The sequence below is a fragment of the Thioalkalivibrio paradoxus ARh 1 genome (assembly GCF_000227685.2).
GTDB classification, from domain to species: Bacteria; Pseudomonadota; Gammaproteobacteria; order Ectothiorhodospirales; family Ectothiorhodospiraceae; genus Thioalkalivibrio; species Thioalkalivibrio paradoxus.
This window is the reverse complement of sequence record NZ_CP007029.1, coordinates 25,186-49,200: the sequence shown is the minus strand read 5'-3', so window position 1 is coordinate 49,200 and position 24,015 is coordinate 25,186. Positions and strand designations below refer to the sequence as shown.

At 66.1% G+C, this 24,015-nt stretch carries 27 protein-coding genes; 12 read left to right on the top strand and 15 right to left on the bottom strand.

The window, feature by feature from the left end; translation table 11 throughout:
* Nucleotides 1-193: 193 nt before the first annotated feature.
* The 14 genes from THITH_RS17230 to THITH_RS00165 form a co-directional block, all read right to left on the bottom strand.
* Entirely contained in the window at nucleotides 194-913 is a 720-nt protein-coding gene (locus tag THITH_RS17230) for a hypothetical protein (RefSeq protein ID WP_006746544.1), read from the bottom strand.
* Nucleotides 885-2,654, bottom strand: coding sequence for an ABC transporter ATP-binding protein (locus THITH_RS00230; RefSeq protein WP_006746545.1), 1,770 nt, complete (start codon nucleotides 2,652-2,654; stop codon nucleotides 885-887). Before THITH_RS00230 ends, THITH_RS17230 begins: the two co-directional genes overlap by 29 nt.
* A 244-nt stretch (nucleotides 2,655-2,898) precedes the next feature.
* Nucleotides 2,899-3,141 carry a type II toxin-antitoxin system RelE family toxin gene (locus THITH_RS00225; protein ID WP_025367138.1) on the bottom strand — a complete coding sequence of 81 codons (243 nt, stop codon included), beginning with the start codon at nucleotides 3,139-3,141 and terminating at the stop codon, nucleotides 2,899-2,901.
* A complete protein-coding gene (locus THITH_RS00220; RefSeq protein ID WP_006746547.1) occupies nucleotides 3,142-3,345 on the bottom strand; it encodes a hypothetical protein in 204 nt (67 codons plus the stop codon).
* Between the two features lie 288 nt (nucleotides 3,346-3,633).
* Complete coding sequence (locus THITH_RS00215) at nucleotides 3,634-4,611, bottom strand: RpnC/YadD family protein (protein WP_006746548.1); 978 nt, start codon at nucleotides 4,609-4,611, stop codon at nucleotides 3,634-3,636.
* A gap of 52 nt (nucleotides 4,612-4,663) precedes the next feature.
* Entirely contained in the window at nucleotides 4,664-5,380 is a 717-nt protein-coding gene (locus THITH_RS00210; protein ID WP_006746549.1) for an ATP-binding cassette domain-containing protein, read from the bottom strand.
* 9 nt (nucleotides 5,381-5,389) lie between these two features.
* Nucleotides 5,390-5,614 (bottom strand): DUF433 domain-containing protein, encoded by a 225-nt coding sequence (locus THITH_RS00205; RefSeq protein ID WP_006746550.1) that lies wholly within the window; start codon nucleotides 5,612-5,614, stop codon nucleotides 5,390-5,392.
* 551 nt (nucleotides 5,615-6,165) lie between these two features.
* Nucleotides 6,166-6,564 carry a putative toxin-antitoxin system toxin component, PIN family gene (locus THITH_RS00195; protein ID WP_006746552.1) on the bottom strand — a complete coding sequence of 133 codons (399 nt, stop codon included), beginning with the start codon at nucleotides 6,562-6,564 and terminating at the stop codon, nucleotides 6,166-6,168.
* Between the two features lie 8 nt (nucleotides 6,565-6,572).
* The gene (locus THITH_RS00190; RefSeq protein WP_006746553.1) at nucleotides 6,573-6,830 is read right to left on the bottom strand and encodes a type II toxin-antitoxin system Phd/YefM family antitoxin; all 258 of its coding nucleotides are present in this window, start codon (nucleotides 6,828-6,830) and stop codon (nucleotides 6,573-6,575) included.
* A gap of 254 nt (nucleotides 6,831-7,084) precedes the next feature.
* The gene (locus THITH_RS00185) at nucleotides 7,085-7,432 is read right to left on the bottom strand and encodes an RpnC/YadD family protein (protein ID WP_006746554.1); all 348 of its coding nucleotides are present in this window, start codon (nucleotides 7,430-7,432) and stop codon (nucleotides 7,085-7,087) included.
* 63 nt (nucleotides 7,433-7,495) lie between these two features.
* On the bottom strand, nucleotides 7,496-8,050 hold the full coding sequence (locus THITH_RS00180; protein ID WP_006746555.1) for a Uma2 family endonuclease: 555 nt from the start codon (nucleotides 8,048-8,050) through the stop codon (nucleotides 7,496-7,498).
* 267 nt (nucleotides 8,051-8,317) lie between these two features.
* On the bottom strand, nucleotides 8,318-9,334 hold the full coding sequence (gene galE, locus THITH_RS00175) for a UDP-glucose 4-epimerase GalE (RefSeq protein WP_006746556.1): 1,017 nt from the start codon (nucleotides 9,332-9,334) through the stop codon (nucleotides 8,318-8,320).
* A gap of 118 nt (nucleotides 9,335-9,452) precedes the next feature.
* Entirely contained in the window at nucleotides 9,453-10,415 is a 963-nt protein-coding gene (locus THITH_RS00170; protein ID WP_006746557.1) for a UDP-glucuronic acid decarboxylase family protein, read from the bottom strand.
* A gap of 266 nt (nucleotides 10,416-10,681) precedes the next feature.
* Nucleotides 10,682-11,299, bottom strand: coding sequence for an ArsR/SmtB family transcription factor (locus THITH_RS00165; protein WP_006746558.1), 618 nt, complete (start codon nucleotides 11,297-11,299; stop codon nucleotides 10,682-10,684).
* A gap of 222 nt (nucleotides 11,300-11,521) precedes the next feature.
* On the opposite strand from THITH_RS00165, the gene THITH_RS19610 reads away from it, so the two are divergent.
* The gene (locus THITH_RS19610) at nucleotides 11,522-11,755 is read left to right on the top strand and encodes a hypothetical protein (RefSeq protein ID WP_408645516.1); all 234 of its coding nucleotides are present in this window, start codon (nucleotides 11,522-11,524) and stop codon (nucleotides 11,753-11,755) included.
* Nucleotides 11,745-12,485, top strand: coding sequence for a hypothetical protein (locus THITH_RS00160; protein WP_006746559.1), 741 nt, complete (start codon nucleotides 11,745-11,747; stop codon nucleotides 12,483-12,485). Before THITH_RS19610 ends, THITH_RS00160 begins: the two co-directional genes overlap by 11 nt.
* A 53-nt stretch (nucleotides 12,486-12,538) precedes the next feature.
* Here the strand turns inward: THITH_RS00160 and THITH_RS00155 are convergent, their stop codons facing one another.
* A complete protein-coding gene (locus THITH_RS00155; protein ID WP_006746560.1) occupies nucleotides 12,539-13,177 on the bottom strand; it encodes a response regulator in 639 nt (212 codons plus the stop codon).
* Nucleotides 13,178-13,661: 484 nt separating this feature from the next.
* Between THITH_RS00155 and gpmI the strand changes: the two genes are divergently transcribed.
* The 10 genes from gpmI (at nucleotide 13,662) to THITH_RS00105 (ending at nucleotide 24,014) form a co-directional block, all read left to right on the top strand.
* Nucleotides 13,662-15,212: a 2,3-bisphosphoglycerate-independent phosphoglycerate mutase gene (gpmI, locus tag THITH_RS00150; protein WP_006746561.1), complete on the top strand. Its 1,551-nt coding sequence runs from the start codon at nucleotides 13,662-13,664 to the stop codon at nucleotides 15,210-15,212.
* 304 nt (nucleotides 15,213-15,516) lie between these two features.
* Nucleotides 15,517-16,368 carry a type II secretion system protein GspC gene (gene gspC / locus THITH_RS00145; RefSeq protein WP_006746562.1) on the top strand — a complete coding sequence of 284 codons (852 nt, stop codon included), beginning with the start codon at nucleotides 15,517-15,519 and terminating at the stop codon, nucleotides 16,366-16,368.
* A gap of 7 nt (nucleotides 16,369-16,375) precedes the next feature.
* On the top strand, nucleotides 16,376-18,340 hold the full coding sequence (gene gspD, locus THITH_RS00140) for a type II secretion system secretin GspD (RefSeq protein ID WP_006746563.1): 1,965 nt from the start codon (nucleotides 16,376-16,378) through the stop codon (nucleotides 18,338-18,340).
* Nucleotides 18,337-19,875 (top strand): type II secretion system ATPase GspE, encoded by a 1,539-nt coding sequence (gene gspE, locus THITH_RS00135; RefSeq protein ID WP_006746564.1) that lies wholly within the window; start codon nucleotides 18,337-18,339, stop codon nucleotides 19,873-19,875. Before gspD ends, gspE begins: the two co-directional genes overlap by 4 nt.
* A gap of 100 nt (nucleotides 19,876-19,975) precedes the next feature.
* A complete protein-coding gene (gspF, locus tag THITH_RS00130; RefSeq protein ID WP_006746565.1) occupies nucleotides 19,976-21,187 on the top strand; it encodes a type II secretion system inner membrane protein GspF in 1,212 nt (403 codons plus the stop codon).
* A gap of 2 nt (nucleotides 21,188-21,189) precedes the next feature.
* Entirely contained in the window at nucleotides 21,190-21,651 is a 462-nt protein-coding gene (gene gspG, locus THITH_RS00125) for a type II secretion system major pseudopilin GspG (protein ID WP_006746566.1), read from the top strand.
* A gap of 23 nt (nucleotides 21,652-21,674) precedes the next feature.
* Nucleotides 21,675-22,181, top strand: a complete 507-nt coding sequence (gene gspH, locus THITH_RS00120; protein WP_006746567.1) for a type II secretion system minor pseudopilin GspH — start codon at nucleotides 21,675-21,677, stop codon at nucleotides 22,179-22,181.
* On the top strand, nucleotides 22,178-22,585 hold the full coding sequence (gene gspI / locus THITH_RS00115; RefSeq protein WP_006746568.1) for a type II secretion system minor pseudopilin GspI: 408 nt from the start codon (nucleotides 22,178-22,180) through the stop codon (nucleotides 22,583-22,585). The genes gspH and gspI overlap by 4 nt, the downstream gene beginning before the upstream one ends.
* On the top strand, nucleotides 22,582-23,214 hold the full coding sequence (gspJ, locus tag THITH_RS00110) for a type II secretion system minor pseudopilin GspJ (protein WP_006746569.1): 633 nt from the start codon (nucleotides 22,582-22,584) through the stop codon (nucleotides 23,212-23,214). Before gspI ends, gspJ begins: the two co-directional genes overlap by 4 nt.
* Nucleotides 23,211-24,014, top strand: a complete 804-nt coding sequence (locus tag THITH_RS00105; protein WP_006746570.1) for a type II secretion system minor pseudopilin — start codon at nucleotides 23,211-23,213, stop codon at nucleotides 24,012-24,014. The genes gspJ and THITH_RS00105 overlap by 4 nt, the downstream gene beginning before the upstream one ends.
* Nucleotide 24,015: the final 1 nt, after the last annotated feature.

Genomic DNA, 24,015 nt, shown 5'->3' with positions numbered 1-24,015 from the left:
GGGCTGTCCACCAGATCCTGACCAACGCTGAACCGGGATAGCTTCGAAGAGGTTTTTGGTGACATTCGAGATTATTGCCTAACCCAAGGCTGCAGCCCCACTTGCATCCGGTCAAAGACCTTTAACGCTTGTTGATTGGTAAACATCCCGTCCACAACGTGGGGCCAATAAGTAGAGTCTTCACGGCGCACAATCATCGGCAGAAGAAAAAAAGACGTATCGGTATCTGCGTGCAACCTAATGCACTGAAAACGCCCACCCGGTGCTGTCCGATTTTGACGTAAATAAACCAGGAACCCCCATGAATCATGAGCAAGCCGGTGATATCCCCGTCGAATGGATTGCGGCGAACGTACCGCTCTTTTATGGAGGAATAGGCAGTCACAAGTCTTTCGAATTCCTTATCGCCGAACGGCAGATCTACCGGCCCACAATGATTCCAGTTTCTTCGATCAACATCTTGGTATCTTGCTTTTCTATCTGACGGCTGATAACGGTCCCAAGGTAATACGGCTTCGACAGGCTGTAGACTCAGCATGCGCTGGCTGACCGAGTCCTTATCAAAGCCAAAGTACTCCGCTGCATTCGCGGGCTGCCAACGTTCGTAGAATTGTTCCAAGGCTGACCCGGTATAGGCTCGAACCTTTCCGGATTCGCATTCGATTAGGGTGCTAATAAATGGATGGCTGCTATCCGCGGTACAGCGGAAGGCCGCGCTGCCCAAGCCGCGTAGTTTCGATAGCGGAACATCCATCAGAACCGGCTGATACCGCCCAGCTCGGTACCAGGCTTCCAGCGGATGGATGTCGCAGCCACGCAGATCGAGCGGCTTCGCACGCGCAATCGTCACGCCCATCCGGTCGGCCATGCGCACGGCCCAGCGATCAGCCCAGCGGTAAAGACGGCTTTTCATGTATCTGGAACCTCTGGATCGAGTGGATGCGGCAATCATGCAGTTGCACGATGCGGTCACACCGCTCGACCGCGCTCATGCGATGCGCGACGATCAGGATGGTTTTCCGCCCCTGCAGCGCATCGATGGCCGCCTGGACTTCCTTCTCGGTCTCGACATCCAGCGAACTGGTGGCCTCGTCGAGAATCAGCACCGGCGGGTTATGGTACAGGGCACGGGCAATCCCGATGCGCTGGCGTTGGCCGCCGGATAGCCGGATGCCCCGCTCGCCGACGGTGGATTCGTAGCCCTGGGGCAGCTCGTTGACGATGAAATCGTGGATCTGCGCTGCCCTGGCGGCCGCCTCCAGTGCAGCCCGGTCGATTTCCTCCGGCCGCAGGCCCAGCGCGATGTTGGCGGCCACGGTATGGTCGAGCAGGTAGATCTCCTGCGGGACATAGCCGATGGCCCGGTGCCAGGCAGGCAGATTCTCCGGGGTCAAGGGTTGGTCGTCGATGCGGACCTGGCCTCGCGTCGGCTCCAGCAGGCCGAGGATGATGTCGAGCAACGTGGACTTGCCCGAGCCGGTTGCACCAATGATGCCGATGGTGTGGTTGACAGGAATCTCGAGGTCGATGTTCCTGAGCACCGGGCGATGCTCGCTGGCCGGGTAGGCGTAGGTGACTCCCGCGAGGCGGATATGCTGTTGGGGTATCCAGGGCTTCGGCGCCGGGGCGTGTGTGCGAGTTGGCAGGTGCAGGTCCCGGTGGATGTGTTCGAGTGCGGCGGCGCCGAAGCGCAGCCGGGCGAAGCCGCGATAGACGATCTGGGCGGCAGGGAGCATGCGGTAGGCGGCAAATCCGTACAGGCCGATCACCGGCAGAATCTGACCCAGGTTGTCGCCCCGCCAGGCCAGTACCAACACCAGCGCCACCAGCCCGGCGTAGCCGGTGGCTTCCACCAGGTAGAGCGGCACCTGCCCCAACGTGTCGTTCGCGGCCAGATGCCGGGAGTAGGTCCGCGACGGATGGCGGAAGCGGTCCAGATAGGTTTGCACCTTGCCGGTGAGCGTAATCGCCTTGATGCCTCCCAGGGCTTCCGAGGCGGCCTGGAAGCGTTCGGTGTTGGCTTCGCGGCGTTCCCTGCCGATGCGGCCGAGCCGGACGCGCACGATTCGGTAAATGATGAAGTAGAGGCTCCCGACGACCCCGGCGGCCAGCAGGGCCATCAGCGGGTCGTAGACGATCAGCAACAACACCATGGCCAGGATGACCATGCCGTGGGCGATCATCTGGATCACGGGGAGCAGCAGGTCCTTCCCGAGCTGGTCCACCTCGGACAACATGCGCTTGGATAGATCGGCGCTGTTTCTGCCCAGGAACCAGGCGTAGGGCTGTTGCAGGTAGGTTTGCAGCAGCCGCGTACTGATTTCATGGCGCTGCAAGTGCGCAAACCGGAACAGGACGTGCATCGTGACGGATTTGAACAGCGAGCCGATGACCACCACGGCGGCGGACGCGGCCCCAAGCGCCACCACGAACTGCACAGGCGTTTCGAAGCCCAGCCACTCGTAAAGCGCCGCGAGCTGGGGTTGCTGGGTGACCAGGTCCGGGTTCCCCAAGACCGCCAGAAACGGCATGATGGAGACGACCCCGACAGTTTCCAGCGCGGTCATCGCCAGCACCAGCAGCAGCACGATGAAAAAGCGCCGGCGCGCTTTCGGCGTGAGAATTTCCCAGAGCTGCCTCACCGTGTCGTTCATGCTGGCTTTCGGGCTGCTGGCGTAACGAGTTTCGACATGCCGAATGCCCCTGTGCATGGCTCGAGCAGGTTGTTGGCGAGCAGGCGCGAGCTGATCGAATGGCGCTCGCGCGGTGTGAGGAGGTCCCAGCGCTGCTTGAGGGCCTGGATCATTCGGCGGGCGGGTGAGGACGGAACAATCGTTCGTTCACGGCGCTGCCTCCCGGGGACGGCTGGGGCAGCGCGGAGCCGGGGGTGTCGACGACCTATTTCTGATACACCACTCCACGGTGGCCCACGCGGATGACCTGAACCACGAGGCACTCATCTTCTACCGTGTACACGACCCGATAGCGCCCGACGCGCAACCGGTAGGTCATCGAAGCACCTGCAAGTTTTCGGCATCCACTGGGCCTCGGGTCGCTCGCGAGGGCGTCCACGGCCGCGAAAATCCGGGGGACGGTATCGCGTTCAATGCGTTTTACTCCTTGAGGGCGGACGCTTTCCACTCAATCGGGTAGATACCCATCTCGTTCCAGCTCTGCCTTGACCGCTTGATGCGAGTGGACGGGTTCCGAACGCCGCTCCGCGACGATTGCCAGATCCGCAAGGTCCTCCATCAGGGCTTCGTATTCCTCAAGAGGCAGGACAACCGATTTCCGATGCCCTTCGGCGTCGGTAATGTACTCAGGGTGAAGGACAGCATCGCTCATCGTTGTCTCCGAACCAGAAACCATTCGCCAACCTAGCCCAGCGTCGGGCGCGATCGCAAGAACACGCATGAATGGGGTCAGGTCTCGCCTTGTAACATGGGCAGTTCACGGCGGCATCCGTTCGTGTGGGCCGGTCTTCGGGAGGGGGCGGCGACTCCGCCCTTCATGGCACCGGGCCAACTCTGGCAATGGAGGGCAATCGGCCAGGGGACTGGCCTCCTACGGGTTGCGGGCCATGACCAAGGGGTTCAGACCCGGCTCCTGATGGGTGATGCACCGTCAAGGCGATCAGGCGAAGAGTTCGTCCAGACTCGCGGCGGTCAGGATGCGTTCGGACCACCGCAGCAGCGTCTCCGCGTCGGCGGATTGCACGCGCTTGCGCACGGCGGCATCCGGCGGGCCAAACTTGAGTTCGATCTGGCGGAGAAGCACGATTGCCTCGCCTTCCTGACGGCCTATTCTGCTGCCTTCCTGCAGACCTTCCTTGCGGCCCTGTTCCAGGCCCCGGCGCAGCCCGATCCGCTCAACCGATGTCACGTATGGCATGTTCTTCTCCTTCTCCAGTTCCATCACCGCTCCCCAAAGCCGTTCTTCCAGTTCTTGCGGCAAGCGTAGCAACCAGTCGATCACCGCGAACAGGTCGATGATCCGCTGCCGGTCCCAGTCCCGCTGGTAGAGCAATCGCGCCAGCCGCCATTTCGCCGCATACCGGCCCTGCGGGTCGTGCCGCGTTTGCCGCGTGAGCAGATGCGCCGCTGTCACCAGCGCAAACGGGTTCGGATCGGCCAGCAACGGCTCCAGCCGGTCTTGGTAATCCAGCAGTTTGACCGCCGGAAATTCCAGATAGTGCCGGCAGCCGAAGAGTTCGTAGCCGTAACGCTCGGGTTTCCAGTGCGGGCGCTCGTCGGCGAGAACGGCCAGAGTGGCGATCGGCCGGCGGTAGCGGTCGAACAGCCGGTAGTTGTACACGAACAGCCGCTCGGCAAAGCCCGCGTCGTGCTGGCCCTGCACTTCGAGATGCACGTAGACCCAGCGCGTGCCGGAAGTGTGGGTCGCCACTTCCACCAGGCGATCGACGCTCCGCTTGCCCAGTTCGGCATCCCGGACCACCTGCGCCAGTTCCTGATCGAGAAACCGATGCGACCGGTTCCAGTCGATCTCGGCATCGGCGTCCGGGAAGTAGAACGCCATGAACTCCGGCAGGTAGCGGGTGATCGCGTCCTTCCATGGCGAATCGTAGTCGTCGGTCCGTTCTTCACCATCCATGGTGGCCTCTCTTGGTGGATGAATATCCGGTGACCCTGTTTCCTGGGCCGGTTCACGCGTCGGGCTCGATGCGCCCGTTCACCAGGCGGTACAACCGTTCGCAGCCGCGTAGCGTGCTGAGCCGGTGCGCAATGATCATGATGGTGCGCTCGCCGCGCAGCCGGTCGATGGCCTCCACCACCTCGTTTTCGGTTTCGTTGTCGAGCGCCGAGGTGGCTTCGTCGAGCCCGAGCACGCCGGGCTGGGTGTACAAGGCGCGCACGATGGCAATGCGCTGGCGCTGCCCGCCCGACAGCAGGATTCCGCGGTTGCCGATCACGGTCTCGAGACCCTTGTGGAAGCACTCGATGACGGGCTCGAGGTTGGCAGCCCGCACCGCGTCCGACAGCCGAGATTCGTCGACATCCGCGTCCGCCACGCCGAACGCGATGTTGCGGCGGATCGTGTCGTCAAGCAGGTAGATGTCCTGCTGGACGTAGCCGATTCGCCGCTGCCAGGCCGGCAGACTCGCCCGAATGTCTTCGCCATCGACCAGAACCCGGCCCGAGGCGGGTTCGAGCAGGCCGAGAATCACGTCGATCAGCGTGCTCTTGCCCGAGCCGCTGGGTCCAATGATGCCGACCGACTCGCCGCGCCGGATGGCGAGATTTATGCCGGCCAGGGTGCCGGAGTCAGCGTTGGGATAGCGAAAATGAAGGTTCTCGAGCCGGATGCTCTCCGAAGCGCTCGGTGAGCCAGGGGGCGAGGTGGGGAGAGAGTTGGGCGTCAACCCAGATTCTCATGCGGCCAAGATCGGGTGTTTGAGCTTGCGTGCGGCGTACTGCAATGCGGCCGCGATGTCCTCTGCCTCGAGATCGGGCATTTCGGCGAGGACCTGCTCGGTGCTCAGGCCCTGCGCCAGCAGGTCCAATACATCGGTGACCCGAATGCGCATGCCGCGCACACAGGGGCGACCGCCGCACTGTGCGGGGTTCACGGTGATTCTCCTCAGAAGGTCATTCATGACGGGATCTCCCCCGGATTTCCAGGCAACTGCTCAGCGCGATACCAGCATAGCGCGATCAACGATCAACCGCCGTTTCGACGATAGACGGCACGCCGGCGTCCCCACAAGCGCCTGATGAAGACCCGACCGGTTACAGGCGCTTCGCTTCACGCAGGACCCGTTCCCGCAGGGCGGGGTTGAGGGCCGATCGCGTGACGATATCCACCCGCCTGCCGAGCAGGTCCTGTGCATCCATCAGCATCGCCCCCGAGAACGAACGCAGACACTCCCGGCGGCACGTCGACGAGCAGGTCGACGTCGCTATCCGCGCGGGCATCGTCGCGAGCCATGGATCCGAACACTTGCAAGTTCCGCAATCCATGCCGCAAGGCCAGGGCCCTCAGCTCATGACGGTGCTTCTCGACTATTGGATGCACGCTCGCTCCCAACTCGGTTCTTCAAGAGCCCAGACGACCAACCCCAGATGCCTTTCGGCGTCGGTAACACGCTCCGGGTGAAGGGCAGCATCGCTCATCTAAGCGCGGTATACCGATTTGGTTTGGGAGGACTCACAGCAGGGCCACAAACGCCTGGGGTGCCAGGATCGGATATCGGTCCTTAAGCGCGAGGAGGTCGGAATCCCCCGTCACCAGATACTCTGCGCGGGCGACGAGGAGACTGGAGAGAATGGGGGAGTCGTCTGGATCCGCCGGAACCTCGGCCGGCAGCGATTCCGGCAGTGGAACCATCACGGACCTCAGGTACAGCTGCTTGAGAAACCGTTCCGATTGATCGGGATCCCAGCACAGGACCCGGGCGATCTTGGGGTAGCTCAATACCCGAGCGATTTCCGTCAATTGCGCGCGGGTCAGGACAAGCTCGAAGGCCGCGTTGCGCCAGGCAGCGACAATCCGGCCGGGGGTGCTGGTGGGATACATCAGGCCCGACAGCAGCACGTTGGTATCCACCACAACCCTCACTCAGCCGCCCGCCCCCGGGCGGCGCGCACCGCTTCGTCCAGCATCGCGAGCCCCTCCGGCTCCGGAATCGCCGTAAAGGCCTGCGCAAATTCGTCTGCCATGGCGGCAAATTCGTCGTCCATCTGCCGGATGCGCTCGTAGAGGTTCATGTCGATCAGGGCGGCTACGGGCTTACCCGCCTTGGTGATCACGATGCGGTCGTGCCGGTACTGCACTTCGTTGATCAATTCGCCAAGGTTCTGCCGGACAGTCATGGCGGGCGCCTCTCTCTGCATGCTCAACCAACCTAATTGATATGACTTGCACAATCAGGCTATCACGCTGGGGTGATCGACGGTAACTGTCGGCATGGGAATGCCGACTACGGGGGTCACATGGTGTCAGGTCTCGCCTGGGAACATGGGCGGCCTGCAGGGACACCGATTGTTGACCCTTCTCCAAGCAAGGGCTCGGCCATGGCCGCAGCTTTCAGGGACGGCTCCCGGCGGGTAATGTGCGGCCAACGAGATCAGGCGAAGAGTTCGTCCAGACTCGCGGCGGTCAGGATGCGCTCGGACCAGCGCAGAAGCGTCCCCGCATCGGCGGATTCCACGCGCTTGCGGACAGCGGCGTCCGGCGGGCCAAACTTGAGTTCGATCAGGCGCAGAAGCACGATTGCCTCGCCTTCCTGACGGCCTTCCTGACGGCCTATTCTGCTGCCTTCCTGCAGACCTTCCTTTCGGCCCTGTTCCAGGCCCCGGCGCAGCCCGATCCGCTCAACCGATGTCACGTATGGCATGTTCTTCTCCTGCTCCAGTTCCATCACCGCGAACAGGTCGATGATCCGCTGCCGGTCCCAGTCCCGCTGGTAGAGCAATTCGGCCGAGAGGCCGAGCCCGAGGTGAGCTTGCCGGCGTTCGGAGATGGAAGGCGGCCCCGGCTAGAGATCCTCGTAGATGGCCGCCACGGTCACTTCGGTGCCAAGGCTTGCCAACCGCACCGAGCTTTCGGTGTGAATGCTGGGCACCCAGTCATCGGTCCGGCGGTAGACCTCGACACGTCGGACATCCTGGGCCACGAGCACGTACTCCTGAAGGGACGCAATCGTCTGGTACGCGAGCATTTTTTCGCGACGATCCAGGCGCTCGGTCGAGTCCGACAGGACTTCCACGATCAGACAGGGGCGTTCGCGATAGTAGGTCGCACGGTCATCGGGGTCGCAAGAGACCAGGAGGTCGGGGTAATAGAAAACGTCCTGCTTGCCAATCTCCAGGTGGATTTTCATGTCGGATGTAAACAGCTGGCAGCGGGCCTTGCGAGCCGCCGGGGTCAGCGCGAATGCCAGCGCATTCACTAGCAGCCCATGCCGATCGCTTGCACCCACCGTCGCGTAGACCTGCCCCGCGACGTACTCATGGCGCACTTCGCTCTCGAGTTCGCCTGCGAGGTAGTCATCGACGCTTACAGCCGTGTGCTGTGCAGGTATCGTGCCCATCGCGACCTCCTGGGATGCTGACGTTCCCATGGTAGCCCGCGCGCCAGCCCTGACGCAGCTCGGACCAGTCTGCGGCTGTTCAACGCGCTGCATACGTCAATCCGGCTCTGCGCTGCGGCTGGGATGACGAGCCAAATTGAAACGCTGCAAGCCAGGATCTGCGGAAAGCGCCTCAGCCACACGCGTCAGTTCGCTGTTGGATTCCAGTGGTTCCATGGCTGGATGTTAGACGCTGATCTGGCGAGGAGTGCCACGGAAAACCTGGAGTCACGGAAAACCCGGGTCGGGTCGATGCGGCTGGTCCCGGTGCCAGTTCCAGGCGTGGCGGAGGATCGTGGCGAGGTCGGTGTAGCGCGGCTGCCAGCCGAGTACCTGCCGTGCCCGATCCGCGACGGCGGTGAGAACGGGAGGATCGCCGGGGCGGCGCGGCGCGAGCACGGTCGGGACGGCGCGGCCCGTGACCGCGTCGGCGGCTGCAATGACCTCGAGCACCGAGTGGCCGTGGCCGGTGCCGAGGTTCAGCGCGGTGGTCGCGCCCCCTCGCGTGAGGTAGTCCAGCGCCAGCACATGCGCCTGCGCGAGGTCGGTCACGTGGATGTAGTCGCGGATGCAGCTGCCGTCCGGCGTCGGGTAGTCGCTGCCGAAAACCTGCAATGCCTCCCGCTGGCCGAGCGCGGCCTGCAGCGCGAGCGGGATCAGGTGGGTTTCGGGATCGTGGTCTTCGCCGATCTCGCCGTCCGGGTCGGCACCGGCCGCGTTGAAGTAGCGCAGCGAGACCGAGCGCAGGCCGTAGGCGGCGTCGAAATCCTGCAACATGCGCTCGATCATCAGTTTGGAAGCGCCGTACGGGTTGATCGGCTGCTGCGGGTGATCCTCGTCGATCGGCGTCCGCTCGGGAACGCCGTAGGTGGCGCAGGTGCTCGAGAACACGATCCGCCGGATATCGTGGTGCACCAGCGCCTCGAGCAGCGTGAGCGTGCCGGCGACGTTGTTGCGGTAGTACTTGGCCGGATCCTGCACCGATTCGCCGACGTAGGCGTAGGCGGCGAAGTGCAGCACCGCCTCGGGCTGGTACTGCGCGACCACGGCGTCGAGGCGCTTGCGGTCGGCGATATCGCCCGGTTCGAGCGGGCCCCAGCGCACGGCTTCGCGGTGGCCGTAGACCAGGTTGTCATAGGCAACAGGCGTGTATCCCGCGAGCGCCAGCGCCTTGCAGGCATGGCTGCCGATGTAGCCAGCACCGCCGGTGACGAGGATGGTGGGGTTGGAGGTCTGCTGGGACATTGTGCGTCTCGAATTGGAAGGCCGCCAGGAACATGGTTTGCCGCGCCCCCTCCGCAGCCATCCGCCGCAGTTGGAGAGGCGGATTCTTGTCGTCAGGGATGGGCCGGTGCCGTGATCGTCAGCCGCGCGAGCTGCTGAGCATCGTGTCGAAGTAGGCGATGGTCGCCCGCAGCCCCTCGCGCAGCTGCACGGTTGGCTCCCAGCCAAGACGCTCCCTCGCCAGGGCGATGTCGGGCTGACGCTGGCTTGGGTCGTCCTGGGGCAGCGGGCGAAATTCCAGGCGCGAACGCGATCCGGTGAGGTCGATCACCTGCTCGGCAAGCTGGCGGACGCTGAATTCGACCGGGTTGCCCAAGTTCACCGGGCCGGGCAGGTCGTCCAGGCCATCCATCAGGCACAGGAAACCGTCGATCATGTCGCTGACGTAACAGAACGAGCGGGTCTGGCTGCCGTCGCCGTAGAGCGTGATCGGCTCGTTCTTCAGCGCCTGGACGATGAAGTTCGACACCACACGGCCGTCGTTCGGATGCATGCGCGGGCCGTAGGTGTTGAAGATGCGCGCGACTTTGATGCACAGCCGGTGCTGGCGATGGTAGTCGAAGAACAGTGTCTCTGCGCAGCGCTTGCCTTCGTCGTAGCAGGCGCGCGGGCCGATCGGGTTCACCCGGCCCCAGTAGTTCTCGGTCTGCGGATGCACCTCCGGGTCGCCGTACACCTCGCTGGTCGAGGCCTGGAAGATTTTCGCCTTCACGCGTTTGGCGAGTCCCAGCATGTTGATCGCGCCGTGCACACTGGTCTTGGTCGTCTGCACCGGGTCGTGCTGGTAGTGGATCGGGCTCGCCGGGCAGGCCAGATTGTAGATCTCGTCCACTTCGACGTATAGCGGGAACGTCACGTCGTGACGGATCAGCTCGAAATGCGGGTTCGCCAGCAGATGGACGATGTTGTCCTTGGTGCCGGTGAAGAGGTTGTCGACGCAGAGCACGTCGTCGCCACGCTCGAGCAGACGCTCGCAGAGATGCGAGCCGAGGAAGCCGGCACCGCCGGTGACGAGGACGCGTTTTCTCAGGGCGTAATCCATGGGTGGGTGCTCTTGATCGTCGTGAGGCCGCCGGGCAGCACGCCCCCGGCCGGTTTCGATGGTGCAGCGTACCCGGGGTTCAGGCTGCAGGCACGCTACCGCCATTGCAGGGCCATTGTGCGCTGCAAGCAAAGGTTCGGTTCGCGCACACCCGACAACTGCGCGCGACAGACCTCCCCCGAGGGGGAGAATGCCCCTGCCCGTTCAGCCGGGAGGGGCTGGAGACGGGGCCATTGCACGGCCCAATTACTGCAGTACAGCTGCCGCTAGCTCCAACCCTCTCGCCCGACGGGGAAGGAAACCCAATCGTGCTTCGCAACGCCATCGTGCCGGTCTACAACGTCGCGGTTGGCCCACAACGGCAGGGTAGGCCGCTTCTCAAGCACCGGGCGCATGCGCGTGTACTCTTCCGGCGTGAGGACGAGCGTTCGGATCTTCCGGCCGATGTAGCGCTCGGTCTTGCGCACCAAGTCGGCAAGGTTGGCCGGGTCGATGTCGCCGACCAAGGCCAGGTCGATGATTCCCGTGTCGCGGCCCTCGGCATAGTCGTCAAGCAGAAACGCGAGTTCCAGCCTACCCAGCCGCTCGATCACGCTGTCGACGATCCGGTCCATGCCCAGGGCCTTGTGCACCATCGAGTGCAGTTCCGGAAACAGCGGGTGGCGCCGGTTCGCGCGGTAGTGGATCTGCCGGCCCTGCTTCTCGCTCTCGAGCAGCCCGGCTTCGCTCAGCTGGCTGAGCTCGTCCTTCACCTGGCTGGGCGACACCGCAAACTCCTCGGCCAATTCGCGCAGGTAGGCGTTGCCCTCCGGATTGAGAAACAGCCGCATCAGGATCCGGATGCGTGTCTTGCTGGTGATCAGGCCGGTGAACAGATCCTTCATGCCGCTTCATGTTCTGTTTTCCAGAACGATAGACAGCACTACAGCGGCGGTCAAGCGCGTACCTCGCCCATGCAGTGGTTGGCTCCACTACACTTCCAGCAAACCCTGATGGCGCCGGCGGCCACCCCGATGATGGACGAGACCGGGCGCCGGAACGAAAACGCCCCGTGCGCGAACACGGGCGCAACTCGAGAAGACGTTGAATTTACTGAAAAAATACTGATGAACCCGTCACCACAAGGAGTAAAGCCTTTAACGTGGAAGAAGCCGCGGAGCGCGTCCGGGGTGACCTGTAGGGCGACAAAGCGCAGCGTCATCCGCCGCTCGGCGTTCGCGCCTCCCCGGCGCCTGCGGCAACCCCGGCGCCGGATGGCGGATGACGGCCTTCGGCCTTTTCCGCCCTACGCCTACGCCTCTTTCATCATCGGGGGTAGCCACATAAGCCATGGAAGCTAGGTCATGGGCGACCGCGCTACTGCTCGCGCTGCTGGTGTATATGTTGGGCGGCTGTGCGGCCGGGCCGGCGGCACCGCCTTCCATCCAGCCGGTGGACGATCCCGTCGCCAGGCCCGCAGAGACCGACCAGCTGCACTGGTGGTATGTGCGCTTCCGGATGCAATGGCCGGAGGGTGAAGATCCGCCGTGGTATCCCGACCTGTGGCTCGCCGACCGGCTGCTCGGTCCGGTGCTGGAGGCAGAGAACGAATCGATCGCGCTGTGGCGCTTTCACCGGCGCGCAGCGCGAGACGGCGCCGGGCGCCAGTTCAGCTTCATCTTTCGAGCAACGCCCGCAACCGCCGACCGCGTGAACCAGCGAATCCGCTCCGACCCGCTGCCTGGGGAAATGCAGCGGCTGGGCATTCTGGCCGAAGTGGTGTTCGACGACCCCGCAGCCCCGAGTCGGCCCGGAATCGCGGACACCTCGGACGCGGCCTGGTCACCGGAGATGCAGCGCGCCTGGCCGCATTACATCATGGGCGTGAGCCGGCTGTGGCTGGAACTGATCCGCGAGCTGCAGCGCGAAGGCGACTGGCCGCCCGAGCCAGCGGAACGCTATGCCGCAATCGCTGCCACGGTCGACGGCCGGTGGCGTGACGAGGGCAGCCACGCGCTGCTGCATCACTTGAACGCCGTGTTCGGCTACCGGGAAGTGCAGGTGCTGCGCCGGGAACTGCTCCGGTTCTGAAGGCGCGCCAGCACCAGTGCCCAACGCGCTGTGGATCATGGACCCGAAGCGCGTCAGCCGAAGCCCTTTTCTCGGGCGTAGGCGGCAAGCTGGAGCCGGGATCGGATCCCAAGCTTTTCGTAGATGTTGTGCAGATGGATCTTGATCGTGCCGACACTCAGTGACAGCTCTTCGGCGATGTCCTTGTTGTTGAGTCCGGCGACCACGTGGCGGGTCACATCGAGTTCGCGCGGGGACAAGCGGCCGAGCAGGTCGCTGCGCTGCGCCTCCTGGCGCTGCAGCCGGTCCACGACGCGGGTCATCGACTGTGTTTCCAGCCAGCGGCCGCCGTCGTGAACCTTGCGGATGCACTGCAGCAACAGGCGGGTCGGCATGTCCTTCAGCACGATTCCCTCGACTTGCAGGCGCGTGGCCTCTACCGCCTGCTCGTCGTTCAGCGCGTCCGCAAACAGCACGCAGCGCGTGGGCAGCGCCTGCTCCCGGAGGGCGCGCAGCAAGGCCAGGCCGTTTTCCTCGGGCAGCGCCAGATCAAGGATCGCGATATCGGGACGATGTTCCCGGATCGCCTTCAGGGCCTCGCTTCCCCGCTCGCAGCGCGCAACGACCCGCATGTCCGGCTGCGAGGAAACCAGGGCGTTCAGCCCTTCCAGCACGATGGGCCGGGCATCCGCCACCACCACGCCGATGTTCATGGCCACACCTCCCTGCCGATCCGAAGGCTCCTTGTTCATCGCGACCGCCCGCAGCCACACGCGCAGCGAGCCCACGGCTGCCGGTTGCCATGGCCCGGCGGTCGCAACGTGATGGGCTGTTGCACACTCATCCGTGCAGTATAACTGCAAACGCTTATGGGCGGATGCAACGCCCGCTTCGTACGACCGTGACCCGCGTGAAAAGCAGCGGGCGCCCCGCCAGTCTGCACGGGCATGACGAGTACGGGAAGAAGCCCAAGGCCGTCATCCGCCGATCCCTGCCAGGGGCTGGGACGGGGTTCGCGGCGAAACGCACGCCGGGCGACGGATCTGGTCGCCCGTATGTCGCGACGCCAAAGATGGGCCTTCCCCGACCACGACATGCACCACGACCACGATAGGCACAAAGTTACCGGGCCGGCACCATCTGTGCATGCAGAATTGCTAAAATGCCACTCTTTCGTTCCACGGAGTCGAATGCGACATGGCTGACCCCCGTCCCACTCCCCGGCGCCCGGTGATCCTGATCATCATGGACGGTGTCGGCGTGAACCCGAGCAAGGTGAACAACGCCTTCGCGGAGGCCCGGACCCCGCGGCTGGACGAGTACCTGTCCACGAACTCCCACACGACGCTCGACGCCTCGGGGCGCGCGGTCGGCCTGCCGGCCGGGCAAATGGGCAATTCCGAGGTCGGACACCTGACGCTCGGCGCGGGCAGCATCGTGCGCCAGGACCTGGTGCGAATCGACGATGCCATCAGCGACGGCAGCTTCTTCGACAACGATTCGTTGCTGAGCGCGGCGAATGCGGCGCGGTCCAAGAATCAGCCGCTACATCTGATCGGACTGGTCTCGGACGGCGGCGTGCACAGCCACATTCGCCATCTGCTGGCGCTGGTCGAGATCTGCCGCCAGCAGGAGGTCGAGCCGATCGTGCACATGATCACCGACGGCCGCGATACCCCGCCGCGCTCGGCACTGAGCTACCTGCCGGAATTGGAGAAGCGCCTGGACGAGGCCGGCGGCCGTATCGCGAGCGTCTGCGGGCGCTACTACGCAATGGACCGCGACAAGCGCTGGGATCGCACCGAGCGCGCGTTTCGCGCGATCGCGTTCGGCGAGGGCGAACCCGCCGAGAGCGCGCGGGCGGCGATCGAGGCCGCCTACGATGCCGGCGAGACCGACGAATTCATCAAACCCCGGATTATCGGCGAACCGATGCCGCTCGATACCGATGCGGTCTGCGTGCTGTTCAACTTCCGCAACGACCGGCCGCGGCAGCTGACCGCAGCGCTGGGCATGGACAGCTGCACCGGCTTCGACCGGGGCGACTTCCATCCGGTCTCCACGACCTGCCTCACCGAGTACGAGCCGCGGTTCCTGTCGCCGATCGCGTTTCCGCCGGAGCGGCCTGGCACCACGCTGGCCGGCACCATCGCGAACGCCGGGATCCCGCAGTTCCATTGTGCGGAAACCGAGAAATACGCCCATGTGACGTTCTTCTTCAATGGCGGGCGCGAGGAGCCGAATGCCGGTGAGGACCGCGTAATGGTGCCGTCGCCGTCGGTGGACACCTACGACCAGCAGCCGGAGATGAGTGCGCGTGAGGTCGCCGACGAGACGATCGCGGCGATGGCCAGCGGCCGCTACGGCTTCGTGCTGGTGAACTTCGCGAACGGCGACATGGTCGGCCATACCGCGATGCGGGAACCGCTGATCCAGGCGGTCGAAACGCTGGACAGCGAGGTCGGCCGCGTGCTGGACGCGGCGCGGGAATACGAGTACTCGGTGATCGTGACCGCCGACCACGGCAACTGCGACGAATATGTCGACCCGGTCACCGGTGAGCCGCACACCCAGCACACGATCTACCCGGTGATGTGCATGCTGCTCGACAGCAGGCGCTGGCGGCTAACCACCGGTGGTGGGCTTTCCGACGTGGCACCGACCGTGCTCGCGCTGATGGGCGTGCCGCAGCCCAAGGCGATGACGGGTCGGAGCCTGCTGCTGGATGAGGTTCCGGAAGACGCCTGACCGGGCCGTGAACCGCGGCGCATCCCGGCTGCACGATGCGCATGCCGGCACTGCCACGCTGCATTGCGCTGGCTGTGAACGCTTTACTGCATTGTCGGCACGGCCTGTGTGCGCGTCCCCAGGCCCTTGTTGGCGGGCCATCTCTCCAGCCAGGCCAGCGCTGCCCGCAGTCCCGCGCATGCTACATTGGCAGAATGAAAGCGGTTCCTGAATTCGACTTGAGTCCCGGCTCGGCGGGCGCTGGCAGCGCGCTGGCACCGGTGTGCGCCACGTGCTGGCGCGCGCCCGACTGAGCTTGCCCCCGATGGCCGCGCTGCCGATCTCCGCGTCCCTGTTGCCCCGCGCCGTCAGCGTCGTGCTGCTGCTGGCCGTCGGGGTGCTGGGCGCCCGGCTGACCTGGCAGGTCGTCGAACCGCAGGTGCGCCCCCCGGTGGGTGTCGACATCCGGCCGGAGAGTGCCCCGGCCGCTGCCGGCGAACCGCGAAAATCGCCGCTGGCGCAGGTTGCCGACCTGCCGCTGTTCGGCGAATTGGGGGTACCGGCGGAACCGGCACCGGTGGTGGCTCCGGAAACGCAGCTGCGCCTGAGGCTGGTGGGCCTGATGGCGGGCGATCACCCGGAACGCGGTTGGGCGATCATCGCCGAGGGCGGCGGTCAGGAACGCCTGTATACCGTCGGCGACACCATCGCCGGGCAGGCGCGCCTGCACCAGATCCATGCCGACCGGGTGATCCTGGAACGCAACGGTCGCCTCGAGACGCTTCGGCTGCCGCGAGCCGACGGCACCTCCAGCGCGCGTGCCGACGCCCCGCCCCGCGCGCCTGCCGCAGCCGCTCCGGAACGCGCCCAGCCGAGCGTGCAGCGCTCGGAATGGCTCGACAACCCCGAACGGCTGATGCAGGCGGTGCAGGCGCGCCCGGTGATTCGATCCGGGGAACTGCACGGCGTAGAGGTGCGCCCGGTGCGCAACGCCCGCGAGTTCCGCGAGGCCGGACTTCAGGCCGGCGACGTGATAACGTCGGTGAACGGCATACCGCTGTCCGCAATCGACGACATCGAGCGCCTGCTGCAGGAGCTGGCGGGACAAAGCCAGGTCGATGTGGTGCTGGAACGCGACGGACAATCGATCTCCCTGGGCATTCAGTTGCTGGATTGAGACACACATGCTGCACCGATTCCTATCCGTTCTCCTGCTCGTTGCGCTGGGCGGTTCCGCCGCCGGGCTGGCGCAGGCCGACACGCTGACGCTGAACCTTCGCGACGCCGAAATCCAGACGCTGATCGACCTGGTCGCCGAGGAGACGGGCACCAACTTCATCGTCGACCCCAGGGTGCGCGGCCGGGTGTCGGTCGTCTCCGGCCGCCCAGTCGCCCGTGCGGAGCTCTACGACCTGTTCCTGGGCGTGCTGAAGGTCTACGGTTTTGCGGCCGTGCCGAGCGAGACCGCGACCAAGATCGTGCCCGATGTGCAGGCCAAGCAGGGCGACGTGCCCAACCTGTTCGCGCACGAGCGCCTGCGCGACGACGAGATCGTGACGCACGTGATTCAGACCGAGCATGTCAGCGCGGCGCAGCTGGTGCCGATCCTGCGCCCGCTGGTCCCGCAGGGCGGGCACCTGGCCGCCGCCACCGAAACCAATGCCCTGCTGGTCTCCGACACGGCCGGAAACGTGCGCCGGATCCGGGAACTGGTCGCACGCATCGACCAGCCTGCGATCGAGGGCTTCGAAGTGATCGAGCTGCGGCACGCCAATGCGCGGCGGCTGGCCGAACAGTTGCGCGAACTCGAGTCTGGCGCCGGTACCGACGGGCAGCATCCGCGGTCGCGGCTGCGCGTGCTCGCCGACGAGCGTGCCAACGCCATCATTCTGTCCGGCGATCCCGAGCGGCGTCTGCGGCTGCGCGCCCTGGTATCCCAGCTGGACAGCCCGGTGGCGGCCGGCAATACCCAGGTTCACTACCTGCGCTATGCGCAGGCCGAGGACGTGGTGGAAGTGCTGCGCGGAATCGCCGAATCGCGTCAGGCGGTCGAGACCGGCGATGACCGCCGCGCGCAGCGCGAGGGCGCGGTGCGCATCCAGGCCCACCAAAGCACGAACGCAGTGGTGATCTTCGGTGCCCCGGAGCACACCCGCGACTACGCGGACGTGATCGAGAAACTCGACATCCGCCGTGCGCAGGTGCTGGTGGAGGCGGTGATCGCCGAGGTCTCGTCCGAACGGGTGCGGGAACTCGGCGTGCAATGGGCCGCCGGCTCGCCCCGCTCCGGACTCGGTCTGATCAACTTCGACCGGCAGGGGCGCGGCCTGCTGCAGCTGGGAGCCGGCATCGAAGCCTGGCTCGGCGGGTCGGTCGCAAGCCCCCCGAATCCCGGCGACGGCCTCTCGCTCGGTGGCATCGGCAGCATCGGCAGTACCCAGATCGCGGTACTGATCAGCGCGCTGCAGGGCGACACCGCCAGCAATATCCTGTCCACGCCGAGCCTGCTGACGCTGGACAACGAGGAGGCCGAGATCGTGGTCGGCCAGAACGTGCCGTTCGTGGTCGGGCGCTCGCTGGAGGACTCCGGGCAGGCCTTCGATACCATCCGCCGCGAGGATATCGGCGTGAAGCTGCGCGTGCGCCCGCAGATCAACGAGGGCGACGCGATCCGCCTCGAGATCGAGCAGGAGGTGTCACAGATCGCGCCGAAGGGCGACGCCGCCGATCTGGTCACCAATACCCGTACGCTGCGCACCCACGTGATGGTCGACGACGGCCAGATGCTGGTGCTCGGCGGTCTGATTTCGGAAAGCCGGGTCGAAACCCGCGACCAGGTTCCCGGGCTCGGCGACATTCCCGGGCTGGGGCGCCTGTTCCGCTACGACAGCGACAATACCGAGAAGCGCAACCTGATGGTATTCCTGTACCCGCGCATCGTGCGCACCAGCGGCACCGGCGCCGAGTTGACCAGCGAGAAGTACAGCTTCATCCGCCGGCAGCAGATGCTCGAGGCCGAACGCGGCGGCCGCGCCTTCGCCGGCGAAACCCCGGTGCTGGCCGACTGGGAGGAACTGACCTACCTGCCGCCGCCGTTTGCAGAGGTTCATCGGGGCGCGGACCGGGAAGCGGCCGCCGACTGGCCATGAGCGGGCTGCCGGAGTCCGGGGCGATCAGCGTCGCCGGGGATAGGGGCGCGGGCGGCGGCGCGCAGGAACCCCTGAGCCCCGGCTACGGATTCTCGCGCCGTTCCGGCGTGCTGCCAGGCCCGGTCGTCGACGGCCATCGGATCGTCTACCTGCGCGCGGACGCCGATCCGATGGCGGTGCTGGAGATCCGGCGGCGCAGCGCCGAGTGCCTGCAGCTGGAGACGCTGGGCAACGAGGAGTTCGACCGCAGGCTGCGCGAGCAGCACGAGCGCTCGAGCGGCGAGGCGATGAATCTGGTCGAGGGCCTGAACGAGGAAAACGACCTGCTCAGCGTCGCCGAATCGCTGGCCGAACCGGAAGACCTGCTCGAGGCCGAGGACGACGCGCCGATCATCCGGCTGATCAATGCGCTGCTGACCGAGGCGGTGCGCGAGAACGCGTCCGACATCCACATCGAGCCGTTCGAGTCGCGCCTGTCGGTGCGCCTGCGCGTCGACGGCGTGTTGCGCGAAGTGCTGAACCCTCCGGTCGGACTGACTCCGCTGATCGTGTCGAGGGTCAAGGTGATGGCACGGCTGGACATCGCCGAGAAGCGCCTGCCGCAGGACGGCCGGATCTCGCTGCGGGTCGCCGGACGGCCGGTCGACGTGCGCGTGTCGACGCTGCCGTCGGGGCACGGCGAGCGCGTGGTGATGCGCCTGCTCGACAAGCAGGCCGGGCGGCTCGAACTGCGCCATCTCGGGATGTCGCAGGAGCAGTACCAGGCGATGGAACGGGTGATCGGCCGGCCGCACGGCATCGTGCTCGTCACCGGGCCCACCGGCTCCGGCAAGACGACGACGCTGTACGCAGCGCTGATGCGGCTGAACGACCGAAGCCGGAACATCCTGACGGTCGAGGATCCGATCGAATACTACCTCGACGGCATCGGGCAGACGCAGATCAACACCCGGGTCGACATGACCTTCGCCCGCGGCCTGCGCGCGATCCTGCGCCAGGATCCGGACGTGGTGATGGTCGGCGAGATCCGCGACCTGGAGACGGTACAGATCGCGGTGCAGGCGAGCCTGACCGGGCACCTGGTCTTTTCCACCCTGCATACCAACTCTGCGGTCGGCGCGATCACCCGGCTGCGCGACATGGGCGTCGAACCGTTCCTGCTGGCGTCCACATTGAACGGCATCCTGGCCCAGCGGCTGGTGCGCGTATTGTGCACCCGCTGCCGCGAGCCGGCGCCGGCCACGCGCGCGGAATGCGAACTGCTCGGGCACGATCCCGGGCGCCCGCCGACGATCTACCATGCGCGGGGCTGTCCCGACTGCAACGGGCTCGGCTACCGCGGGCGCACCGGGATCTACGAGCTGATCGAAATCGACGATACCCTGCGCCAGATGATCCACGACGGTGCCGGCGAACGCGCGATGACCGAGCACGCACGCCGCAGCACGCCGGGGATCCGCAGCGACGGCGTACGCCGGATCCTCGACGGCACCACCTCGGTCGAGGAAGTGGTGCGCGTCACGCGCGAGGACTGAGCGTGGACGCAGCGCCGCATCTGCCGGGGCCGTGCGACCCCTCTCCGATCCCGCCCCCGGTCCGGGAGACGGGCCGTTGAGCTGGCGGGGATAACGCGCGATGCCGGCATTCGAATACCAGGCGCTGGACGCCGGCGGGCGCAAGCGCCGGGGCGTCGCCGAAGGGGACACCGCCCGGGCGGTGCGCGCCCGGCTGCGCCAGGACGGACTGACCCCGCTCCAGGTCGACGAGGTGTCCGAACGGCGCGCCGGTGCAGGCGGCCTCAGCGGCGGACGCGGCATCAGCGCGCTCGATCTGGCACTCGCAACGCGCCAGATGGCCACGCTGGCCCGGGCCGGCCTGCCAGTCGAGGAAATACTCGGCACGGTCGCCCGCCAGAGCGAAAAGGCTCGGATCCGCAACGTGCTGACGGCCGTGCGCACGCGGGTGATGGAGGGCCATGCGCTGGCGCAGGCGATGGCGGCGTTCCCGCGCGTGTTTCCCGACCTGTACCGGACCACGGTGGCCGCAGGCGAGCAGTCCGGGCACCTGGATCTGGTACTGGAACGGCTGGCCGACTACACCGAGAGCCGCAACGCGCTGCGCCAGAAGGTCTCGATGGCCCTGTTCTACCCGCTGATCCTGACCCTCGTCGCGATCGGCGTGACCGTCGCTTTGCTCGCGTTCGTGGTGCCCGAGGTGGTTCAAGTGTTTGCCGGGATCGGGCAGGATCTTCCCTGGCTGACCCGGGCACTGATCGCCGCCAGCGATGCGCTGCGCGACTACGGGCCCTGGGCATTGGCGGTACTCGTGGTACTGGGCTGGCTGTTAGGACGGCTGCTGCGCAGGGAACGCTGGCGCGAGCGGCATCATCGGCTGCTGCTGCGGCTGCCGCTGATCGGGCGGCTGGTGCGGGGGGTGAATACCGCCCGGTTCGCACGCACGATGAGCATTCTGGCCGCCAGCGGTGTCCCACTGCTCGATGCGCTGCGCACCGGCGCGGAGGTGATCGGCAACCTGCCGATGCGTTCGGCCGTGCTGGCCGCGTCCCAGCGCATCCGCGAAGGCAGCGGGATCGGCCGCGCGCTCGAACAAAGCGGGTACTTTCCGCCGATGACCGTGCACCTGATCAAGAGCGGCGAGTCGAGCGGCCGGCTGAACGAAATGCTCGAACGCGCCGCCGAAACCCAGGAGCGCGAACTGGAGACACGGATCGGCATGGTGGTCGCATTGTTCGAGCCGCTGCTGATCGTAACCATGGGTGCGGTGGTGCTGACCATCGTACTCGCGATTCTGCTGCCCATTTTCGAACTGAACCAACTGGTGAACTAGCGATGTCCCGAAAACCGACCCTTTCCACGCCGCGCAGCCACAGCGGCGGCTTCACGCTGATCGAGATCATGGTCGTGGTCGTGATCCTAGGGATCCTGGCGGCGATCGTCGTGCCCCGGGTGATGGACCGTCCCGACGATGCGCGCATCACCAAGGTCAAGAGCGACATCCGGGCAATGGAGTCGGCCCTGAATCTGTACCGGCTCGACAACTTCGCGTATCCGACCACCACACAGGGCTTGCAAGCGCTGGTCGAACGGCCAAGCTCGGGTCCGGAACCACGCAACTACCGCTCGGGCGGCTACATGGACCGCCTGCCCAAGGATCCCTGGGGCCACGAGTACCAGTATCTGAATCCCGGCACCCGGGGCGAAATCGACATCTTCAGTTTCGGCGCCGACGGACGCCGCGGGGGTAGCGGCATCAATGCCGAGATCGGCAACTGGAACCTCGACGAGTTCTGAGGCGGCGCGACCGGCACCCGGCGATGGCGGCACCGGCACGCGGATTCACACTGTTCGAGCTGCTGGTGGTGCTGCTGATCCTCGGCCTGGTGGCCGGGTTCGCGGTGCTGGCGGTCGGCGGTGCGCCATCCCGGGTGATCGAGCAGGAAGCGCGCCGCATGGTGGAGCTCGCCGGGCTCGCCCGCGACGAAGCGCTGCTGACCGGTCAGGAGCGCGCACTGGGATTCTCCCGCGATGGCTACGCGTTCCTGGAACAGGTGTTGCTGGACGACGACCGGGTGACCTGGGTCGAGGTCGAGCGAACGCCGCTGGGGCCGCGCTCGCTGGAACGCCTGGGGCTGGAGCTGAGGCTGCGCCAGCAGAACCGGGCCGTCCCGCTCGACGAACGCGCCGATCGGCCGCAGGTGCTGTTCAACGGTGCCGGCGAGGTCACGCCGTTCGAGCTGGAGCTGCGAACCGCGCAGGCCGGGGCGGTGCTGCGCATCACGGGTCTGCCCGACGGCCGGCTGGAATGGGAGACGCTGCGTTGATCGCAGCCCCGCCGTCGCAGCGCCGGGGCACGCGCGGTTTCACGCTGCTCGAGGTGCTGGTCGCGCTGGCGATCCTGGCCGTGGCGCTCGGTGCATTGGTCAAGGCCGGCTCGGAGCACGCGCGCAACACCTACTATCTGCAGGAACGCACGCTCGCTCACTGGGCCGCCCAGAACCTGCTGGCGCGCTACGAGGCCGGGCTGCTCCCGGCCCGCGCCGGCACCCGCGAGGGGCGCCTGCGCCAGGCCGACCAGGACTGGGAATACCGGGTGGAGATCCGCGAGGAACGGCCCGATGCCGGAATCGAACTGCCGCCGGTGCTGCGCGTTGAGGTCACGGTCTGGCCCGCTTCGGGTCCGGCGACCGATGTGCGCGCCCGAGTGCTCGGGTATCTGCTGCCATGAAGCGGGCCGGGGCACGCGGCTTCACGCTGCTGGAATTGCTGATTGCGGTGGCGGTGTTCGCGGTGGTCAGCGCAGTCGCCTACGGCGGCCTGCAGGCGGTACTGACCAGCGACGCCCAGACCCGCCTGCGTGGCAGTGTGCTCGCCGAACTCCAGATCACGCTGGCATTGCTGGAGCGCGATCTGCGCCAGGTCGCGGCGATCGAACTGCGCGACCGCTTCGGCGACCGCCAGGCGCCGTTGCGCTACAGCCCGCTGGCCACCGAGCCGGAACTGGAACTGGTGCGCACCGGCAACGGCGGCACGCAGCGGCTGCGCCGGGTGGCATGGCGCGCCACCGAGGAGGGGCTTGAACGACGCATCTGGGAAGTCGTCGACCCCGGTGATGACCAGGAGCCGATCGCACGGGTGTTCCTCGCGGCACAGGATCGCGACGGCGTGCACGAAGCGCCGACGCTGGAACTGCGGTTCGTGGTGCCAGGGCCGAGTGGCGACGAGACGCTCGATGCCTGGCCGCCGCTGCGCGCGTCCGACCACCCGACCGCGCTGCCGGCATTGATCGAGGTCGTGCTGGACGTTCCCGGTCTGGGCCGCATCGAACGCCACCTGAGCCTTCCGGACACGCGATGAGACGCGCGCAACACGGCGTTGCACTGATCACCGCGCTGCTGGTGGTCGCGATCGCGGTCACCGCGGCGATCGGCATGAGCGTGCGCGACCACACGCAGATCCAGCGCTCCGGGCTGTTGTTCGAGCAGGACCATGCTCGGGCATTGCTGCTCGGTGCGGAGGTGATGACGCTGCGGATGCTCGAACAGGTGCCGGATCTGGGCGAACTGCCCTGGGACGAGTGCCGGTCGCCCGCGCTGCCGCTGGAGGTGGATGGGATCCCGCTGATCGCGCGGCTGGAGAATCTGCACTGCCGGTTCAATCTGAATAGCCTGGCACGCGCGGACGATGCGCCGCTGGCCGAGTTCGCCGAACTGCTCACGCGCGCCGGTGCCGAGACCGAGGTCGGGATCGCCGCATGGCAGGCGCAGCAACTGGCCGCCGCGGTACGGGACTGGATGGATCCGGACACGGACGACCCGGTCTACCGGCTGCGCACGCCGCCCGAGCGCAGCGGCAATCGCCACTTTGTGCTCGCCTCGGAACTGAATCGGGTTGAGGGGATGACCTCCGATATCTGGGAGGCGGTGTCGCCCTACGTGACCGCGCGTCCCGGAACGGATAACCTAATCGACTTGGAGCGTGCGCCGGATCCGGTTCGCGACGCGGTTGCGGGTCAGCCGGAAGAGGCGGGCGAGCTGCGCTATTTTCGGCTTTCCCTGGTCGCCCGGCTGCCCCAGCACGATTTCTTCCACTGCGCGGTCCTGGATGCCCCGAACGGCCTCACCGTGATCCGCGAGTTCACCAGCTGCGAGAATTAAC